The sequence below is a fragment of the Rhodoferax bucti genome (assembly GCF_005876985.1).
Taxonomy (GTDB): Bacteria; Pseudomonadota; Gammaproteobacteria; order Burkholderiales; family Burkholderiaceae_C; genus Allorhodoferax; species Allorhodoferax bucti.
Window position 1 is genome coordinate 177,521 of the sequence record NZ_VAHD01000005.1, and the last position, 6,345, is coordinate 183,865.

The window sequence follows — 6,345 nt, forward strand, 5'->3', positions numbered from 1 at the left end:
TTTATATGAAAAATCCAAATGAATTGAAGGCGCGGTTCCCTTACATGTTTGATGAGGCAAACCTAGGGATCTCAATCGCTAGGGGTTGGTTTCCAATGTTTGCAAAGCTGTGCGAGGACATTGATGAGTTGCTGGGCTCTGACAAGAAGAACTTCCGATGGATTCAAGCAAAAGAAAAGTTCGGTGTCGCACGTTGGCACTACAGGATCGATGGCTTGTCACCGTCTATAAAAGTCCGCCTGGTTGATCATTCAAGCGTGGTGACAGTTTTGAGAGATTCGAGCGAGGAAAAGCCGGCTGCAAAAGTTCAAGAATTAGTGGCCGAGTTGATCGCTTCCGCGGAAAACAAGACACATACAACATGCATTGTCTGTGGTGATGCAGGTCATCCTGACAGCCACACGGGCTACGTATTGGTGCTTTGTGCACAGCATGCACACCAGCGCAAGAACGAAGGTAACCAGAGTATGCGAGCGTTATGGTTCAACGATGATGAGGACAGTTTGTGATGAAAATTCAAATTGCCTCCGATCTGCATCTTGACCTCTTGCCCAAACTAGCAGGAGCAGAACTTTCCATCATTGAGCCTACAGACGCGGATGTGCTGGTGCTCGCCGGCGACATTCACGATGGATGCCAGGGTATCGACCGTTTCAAAAATTGGAAGCATGGCACAGAAATCATTTATGTGGCTGGCAACCATGAGTTCTATGGTCACGTCCATGGAACAAAACAAGGCCAGATGCGTGCGCGGGCGGCTGATGCCGGTGTCCATTTTTTGGAGCGGAATTCAGTCGTCATTCAGGGTGTCCGCTTCCTGGGGGCAACACTTTGGACGGATTACAGACTCTTTGAGCCGATGCACTCACAGCAAATCGCCATGCTCGATGCCAAGCGCCGATTGAACGATCACCGACTCATCCTGACGGGAAAAGGGACCTTCTCTCCGTGGGATGCCGTACAGATTCACGCTTCAACGTGTCTCTGGCTGAAGGAAGAGCTGGCGAAACCATTTGACGGCAAAACAGTGGTCGTCACGCACCATGGACCCCATCCCAATTCAGTTCACCAAAAGTACAAGGACGACTTGCTGAGCGCAGCTTTTGTGAGCGATCTTGGCGAGCTACTTGATGGAGTTGACCTTTGGATACATGGGCACGTCCATGACGGGTTTGACTACAAGGTGGGGCACTGCAGGATTGTTGCGAACCCTGCTGGGTACGTCTTAAATCGGAGATCTATCAAGAGCATGGAAGAAGCTCAGTTTGAGAATTCCGACTTCAATCCGCGACTGATAGTGGAGGTTTGAATGACTCGTATCTTGCCACCACAAGGGTTCGCTGATTGGCTTGACTACGCAGTTGCAACTTTTGATGCGCGAAGTGTGTATTTACAAGAACTTCTTACCGGAGGAAATCTCACGACGGAAGAGATTCGTGAAGCAGCTCAAAACGAACTGACTGATCTGCGATTGAGATGCGCTTCGAGCAGCCGCGGAGTGCTTGCGCGCTGGGCCCGCAAACTCTCTCAAAAGTTGGGGCGCCCGGAAGCACACATTTCTGAAAATGGGCTCCTTGATAGTGACTTTGGCTATGGCGTAGTCCGAATCCGGTTTGAAGACGGCAGCAGCCTTGAATTTAATCAAGCATTTTTGATGGGCGATCCCAAACAAGACGGCGCTATCCACGCGGTTGCAGTTTTCACTTCGAACAATGGGTATCACCAGTTCTGGATAGGACCGAACGACCGTGTTGAAGTCAAACCAAGAGCTGACCGAATCACGAGCTGGACCGCTGTATTTGACAAGGACCCAGAAACAGGTGATGTGATCCTGCCCTTGGATGACGCTTTTCTCAAACAAGAGGATTGGCGTATGAACGACCGAATTCGATTCGACGATGTGAAGCAGGGGAGCATGAACTTGGTCAATGTTTCGAAGGAGGAGCGCGAGAAGTCCATTGGGGGTGCGGAATGAAGATGCTCGTCTACTCCGATCTGCACTTGGACCATGGACCTTTTAATCCAGTTTTGGAAGATGGTGCCCGTGTTGATGACCAGGCAGACCTAGTGGTACTTGCAGGCGATATCAATAACGGCCTCACTGGGATCAGGTGGGGGAGGGAGACCTTCCCGCACAAGCCGGTTGTATTTGTCCTAGGCAACCACGAGTATTACGGTGGGCATTGGGATCGAACCTTGGAAAGAGCTCGCGAACTCGCTATACAGCACGAGGTGCACCTGCTTGAAAACGATGCTTTTAGGGTGGGAGAAATCACTATTCTGGGTGCATCACTCTGGACGGATTTCCGACTTTTCGGCGACGACCGCTTCGCTGCATTCTCAGAGGCCAGAGAGCGGATGAACGATTACAGGCAGATCAAGATCAGCCGGAGTGCTGAGATGTACTGGGTCAAGGGTAAGCACCTGATTCCTGACCTGACCTCTCGCCGCCACCGAAATTCACTGGAGTGGCTGGATAGCCAATTGGATGGCGCCGACCCGGCAAAGACAGTGATCATTTCTCATCATGCGCCGCACCTGAATTCAATTCCTGAGGAATACAAAGAGGACATCCTCTCTTGCTGTTATGCCAGCGACCTAACCAACTACATGGGGAAATCGAAGCTCTGGATTCACGGACACGTTCATGAGTCAGTTGACTATGAATTAAATGGAACCAGGGTGCTCAGCAACCCGCGGGGATACAAACTCAGGAGTGGAAAAGACCAGAATCCCGACTTTGAAATGCGGTGCTTGATAGATGTTTGAATGTGTCTTGCACCGGTGCAAGATTTGAGCCCCACTTGATGATTAAGCGAAGCTCCAGGCAAGAATTCAACTCCGGCACGGCGCATTAACTCAGCATAGCTGTTTCGCACCTCAGGCATGAGCGCTGAAAGCCTGGTCACTTGAAATCCGGGACATCAGACCGGGAATTAGAAATCTATCTCTCCGTACTTATCAGCGTTACGCATTTTCGTTCTTGTGACTAGGTGTCATCACAGCTTGTGGATCAAGCCACACGTGGTCAACGATTGGATGAATGGGCGACAGGTCAATGGTCACTCCCTCAGCAATTGCACGTCCGATTGCTGCAGATAGGGTGTCTGCTTGCAATTGCTCTCCTGCATTGAGGAGCTCTTGAACAGCGGGTGATTCAAGTCGCAACTTCGGATAAAGCAACCTAGCAGCGATCACTGGGGCCCCGGAGGGGATGAGCCGAGAAGTGCCTTTGAAGCCGTCGCCAGATTGAATTTTTGCGCTCAGTGTCTGGTCCTCTGCGAGCATGGCCAATCGTGCGTTTTGTGCCTTTGCCTTCGGGTTATCCAAATGGGATTGCACCTTCTGAATCATCGCGTGAGTCTTGGGGTGTGCTGGAAGACGACTCAGGTAGTCGGCCACCTCAGTGAGTAAATGCAACGTCGTTTGGTGAGCATCTGCCTCTATCTGCCCGTAGCGAACGTTATCGAAGATGGCCATCACATGGGTTCCTTTGATGCGGAAGTGCATTCTGTCTTGAATGCTCACAATCCGAAATACCGGGCTCAAACAACTGGCAGTTGTTTTGCTGACTTGTGAAATGTATTACGGCCCCTTGGGCTCTGCGTTGACCAGGATGTATTGCCCCGCCTGAAAATCAATGGGCAACGCTGGTTTTCCAGAGGTCCAATCTGTTGCCGCCGACCGAAAGTTGACAGTGTGAGATCGAGAGTGCCGATCCAAAATTGACAGGGGTGTTCCACTGCCCTGCTGAAACTTTCAGCAGGGATGTAAAAGGTGATCACCATGGACATGATTGGCAAGGTGCGGCGCATGAAGTTGCGCGACCAACTCTCTGACGGAGAGATTTGCAGACGAACGGGACTGGCCAGAAACACGGTCAAGAAGTGGCTCAAGGCTCCCGGCGACATAACCCCGAAGTACGAACGCAAGAAGCTTGAGGGCAAGCTCACGCCATTTGAGCCTGTGCTGGAGCAAGCGCTGCGCACGGACGCACACCGGGCTAAGCATGCACGGCGCACTGGCAAGGCGCTATTTGCGCAGATACAGGCCCAGGGATACCGGGGTGGCTACAGCGCAGTGACTGACTTCATTCGATCATGGCGTGAAGAAAGAGCCAAGGACCCCACCAAGGCCTTTGTGCCACTGAGCTTCGAGCTCGGTGAGGCCTTCCAGTTCGACTGGAGTGAGGAGGGGCTGCTGGTTGGCGGTGTGTTTTACAAGATGCAGGTGGCCCATTTGAAGCTATGCGCCAGTCGTGCCTTCTGGCTTGTGGCCTACCCTGGGCAGGGCCACGAGATGCTGTTCGATGCGCACACCCGGTCATTCCATGCGCTGGGTGGTGTTGCCAGGCGTGGCATCTACGACAACATGAAGACTGCAGTGGACAAGGTCAAGAAGGGCAAGGGGCGCATTGTTAACGCGCGCTTCTCGGCGATGTGCAGCCACTACCTGTTTGATCCCGACTTCTGCAATGTGGCATCGGGCTGGGAGAAAGGGGTAGTGGAGAAGAACGTGCAGGACAGTCGCAGGCGCATCTGGATTGAGGCTGGTACGCGACGCTTTGGATCGTTCGCTGAACTCAACACCTGGCTCGGGGAGCGGTGCCACTCGATCTGGGCTGACACGGCGCATCCCATTCACAAGCAGTTCACCGTAGCGGAGATGCTGGAGTTGGAGCGTCCCCATCTCATGTCCATGCCTGTTCTGTTTGATGGCTACGTGGAGAAGCCTGCACGGGTCAGCAGCACTTGTCTGGTTGCTGTGGCGCGCAACCGTTACTCCGTGCCATGTGAGTGGGCTGGGCATCTGGTGAGCACACGGTTGTATCCCAACCGCGTGGATGTTGCATGTGCGGAAACCATCATCGCCAGTCACGCCCGAACTCCGGGCAGCGGCCAAACGACATACGACTGGCAACACTACATTGAACTAATACAGCGCAAGCCTGGTGCGTTGCGAAACGGGGCGCCGTTCCTGGATCTGCCCGCGCCTTTGCAGCGCTTGCGCAAATCCCTACTGCGACACGCAGGAGGAGATCGCACGATGGCACAGGTGTTGGCCACTGTACCGCAGGCTGGATTGGACGCCGTGTTGGTGGCGGTTGATCTGGTGCTTGAAGGGGCCACGCCCAATGGCAGCGTCAGTGCTGAGCATGTGCGCAATGTGCTGGCACGGCTGAATGCACCGCCCAGGCCCGAGCATGCACAGACCGCTTTGCAACTAACCCACCTTCCCATAGCTGATACCGCACGCTACGACCGCCTGCGGCCCACCCATAACGATGACCAGGGAGTCTTCCATGCATGATGCAGAACGCAACGTTCAAAGCGAGCTCAAGGCCTTGCGACTCAATGGCATGGCCAATGCCTGGGGCGACCTGATGGAGCAAGACGGCGGCGCAACAATCCAGAGCTCACGCTGGCTGATTGAACACTTGCTCCAGGCCGAGGATGTGGACAGGCACATGCGCTCCATTGCCCATCAGATGAAGGCAGCACGCTTCCCGATTCATCGGGACCTGGCAGGCTTCGACTTCGAAGTCTCACCAGTGGACAAAGCGCTCATCAAAAAGTTGGCGGACCTCACGTTCACGGAGGATGCACAGAACGTTGTTCTGATTGGTGGTCCTGGCACCGGTAAGACCCATCTGGCGACTGCGCTGGGAATCTCTGGTCTGACACACCATTCAAAGCGTGTGCGCTTCTATTCCACGGTTGACCTAGTCAATGCGTTGGAGCAGGAGAAGGCCAAGGGAAATCCAGGTCGAATCGCCCTGAGCTTGATGCGCATGGACTTGGTCATTCTGGACGAACTGGGCTACTTGCCATTCAGCCAGGCCGGGGGAGCATTGCTGTTCCATCTGCTGTCCAAGCTCTATGAACACACCAGCGTTCTGATCACTACCAACCTGACGTTTGCAGAGTGGTCAGCCGTGTTCGGGGATGCCAAGATGACCACGGCATTACTGGATCGACTCACCCATCACTGCCACATCGTTGAGACTGGCAATGAGTCCTACCGGTTCCGGCACAGCTCAAAGGAGGCCAAGGGAAAGATCAAATCAAGGGAGCAATACCGCCGGGCCGAAGCCAGTCAGGAGGTGACAAACCCCTAAAGGACTATAGTTATCCACAGTCAGCAGCCTAACTGCTGGCTACAAGCCCCCTATCAAAATTGAATCGGCACGCACTGTCAAGATTCAATCGGCGCCAACAGCCCATGACCTCATCGGTTTGGCTGCGTAGGCTCTTGGGTCTGCTCAACCATGCGTAAAAGCCGCTGCGTGAGACACCGAGCGTCTCGCATATCAAACCCACTGGCCAAGCCACTCGGTGCTTCGCT

At 53.8% G+C, this 6,345-nt stretch carries 7 protein-coding genes and 1 pseudogene; 6 read left to right on the forward strand and 2 right to left on the reverse strand.

Annotated elements, in window-relative coordinates; translation table 11 throughout:
* Nucleotides 1-5: 5 nt before the first annotated feature.
* From FDM28_RS16670 to FDM28_RS16685, 4 genes are read left to right on the forward strand one after another with little or no spacing between them, the layout of a single operon-like run.
* Nucleotides 6-509, forward strand: a complete 504-nt coding sequence (locus FDM28_RS16670; RefSeq protein ID WP_138517180.1) for a hypothetical protein — start codon at nucleotides 6-8, stop codon at nucleotides 507-509.
* Entirely contained in the window at nucleotides 509-1,309 is an 801-nt protein-coding gene (locus FDM28_RS16675; RefSeq protein WP_138517182.1) for a metallophosphoesterase, read from the forward strand. The genes FDM28_RS16670 and FDM28_RS16675 overlap by 1 nt, the downstream gene beginning before the upstream one ends.
* Nucleotides 1,310-1,975 carry a hypothetical protein gene (locus FDM28_RS16680; RefSeq protein ID WP_138517184.1) on the forward strand — a complete coding sequence of 222 codons (666 nt, stop codon included), beginning with the start codon at nucleotides 1,310-1,312 and terminating at the stop codon, nucleotides 1,973-1,975.
* Complete coding sequence (locus tag FDM28_RS16685) at nucleotides 1,972-2,769, forward strand: metallophosphoesterase (protein WP_138517186.1); 798 nt, start codon at nucleotides 1,972-1,974, stop codon at nucleotides 2,767-2,769. The genes FDM28_RS16680 and FDM28_RS16685 overlap by 4 nt, the downstream gene beginning before the upstream one ends.
* 198 nt (nucleotides 2,770-2,967) lie before the next feature.
* On the opposite strand, the gene FDM28_RS16690 is transcribed toward FDM28_RS16685, so the two are convergent.
* The gene (locus FDM28_RS16690; RefSeq protein WP_206022002.1) at nucleotides 2,968-3,528 is read right to left on the reverse strand and encodes a hypothetical protein; all 561 of its coding nucleotides are present in this window, start codon (nucleotides 3,526-3,528) and stop codon (nucleotides 2,968-2,970) included.
* A 258-nt stretch (nucleotides 3,529-3,786) separates the two neighbouring features.
* Between FDM28_RS16690 and istA the strand changes: the two genes are divergently transcribed.
* Both istA and istB read left to right on the forward strand, forming a co-directional pair.
* Nucleotides 3,787-5,310, forward strand: a complete 1,524-nt coding sequence (gene istA / locus FDM28_RS16695; protein ID WP_138517052.1) for an IS21 family transposase — start codon at nucleotides 3,787-3,789, stop codon at nucleotides 5,308-5,310.
* Nucleotides 5,303-6,118, forward strand: coding sequence for an IS21-like element helper ATPase IstB (gene istB, locus FDM28_RS16700; protein ID WP_138517054.1), 816 nt, complete (start codon nucleotides 5,303-5,305; stop codon nucleotides 6,116-6,118). The genes istA and istB overlap by 8 nt, the downstream gene beginning before the upstream one ends.
* A gap of 109 nt (nucleotides 6,119-6,227) precedes the next feature.
* Here the strand turns inward: istB and FDM28_RS16705 are convergent.
* Nucleotides 6,228-6,345: pseudogene (locus tag FDM28_RS16705) on the reverse strand (IS3 family transposase); the annotation flags it as partial.

Bases quoted from the DNA above. Each gene is read 5' to 3' on its own strand.
- FDM28_RS16670 (WP_138517180.1), top strand. From the start codon at position 6: ATGAAAAATCCAAATGAATTGAAGGCGCGGTTCCCTTACATGTTTGAT.
- FDM28_RS16675 (WP_138517182.1), top strand. From the start codon at position 509: ATGAAAATTCAAATTGCCTCCGATCTGCATCTTGACCTCTTGCCCAAA.
- FDM28_RS16680 (WP_138517184.1), top strand. From the start codon at position 1,310: ATGACTCGTATCTTGCCACCACAAGGGTTCGCTGATTGGCTTGACTAC.
- FDM28_RS16685 (WP_138517186.1), top strand. From the start codon at position 1,972: ATGAAGATGCTCGTCTACTCCGATCTGCACTTGGACCATGGACCTTTT.
- istA (WP_138517052.1), top strand. From the start codon at position 3,787: ATGGACATGATTGGCAAGGTGCGGCGCATGAAGTTGCGCGACCAACTC.
- istB (WP_138517054.1), top strand. From the start codon at position 5,303: ATGCATGATGCAGAACGCAACGTTCAAAGCGAGCTCAAGGCCTTGCGA.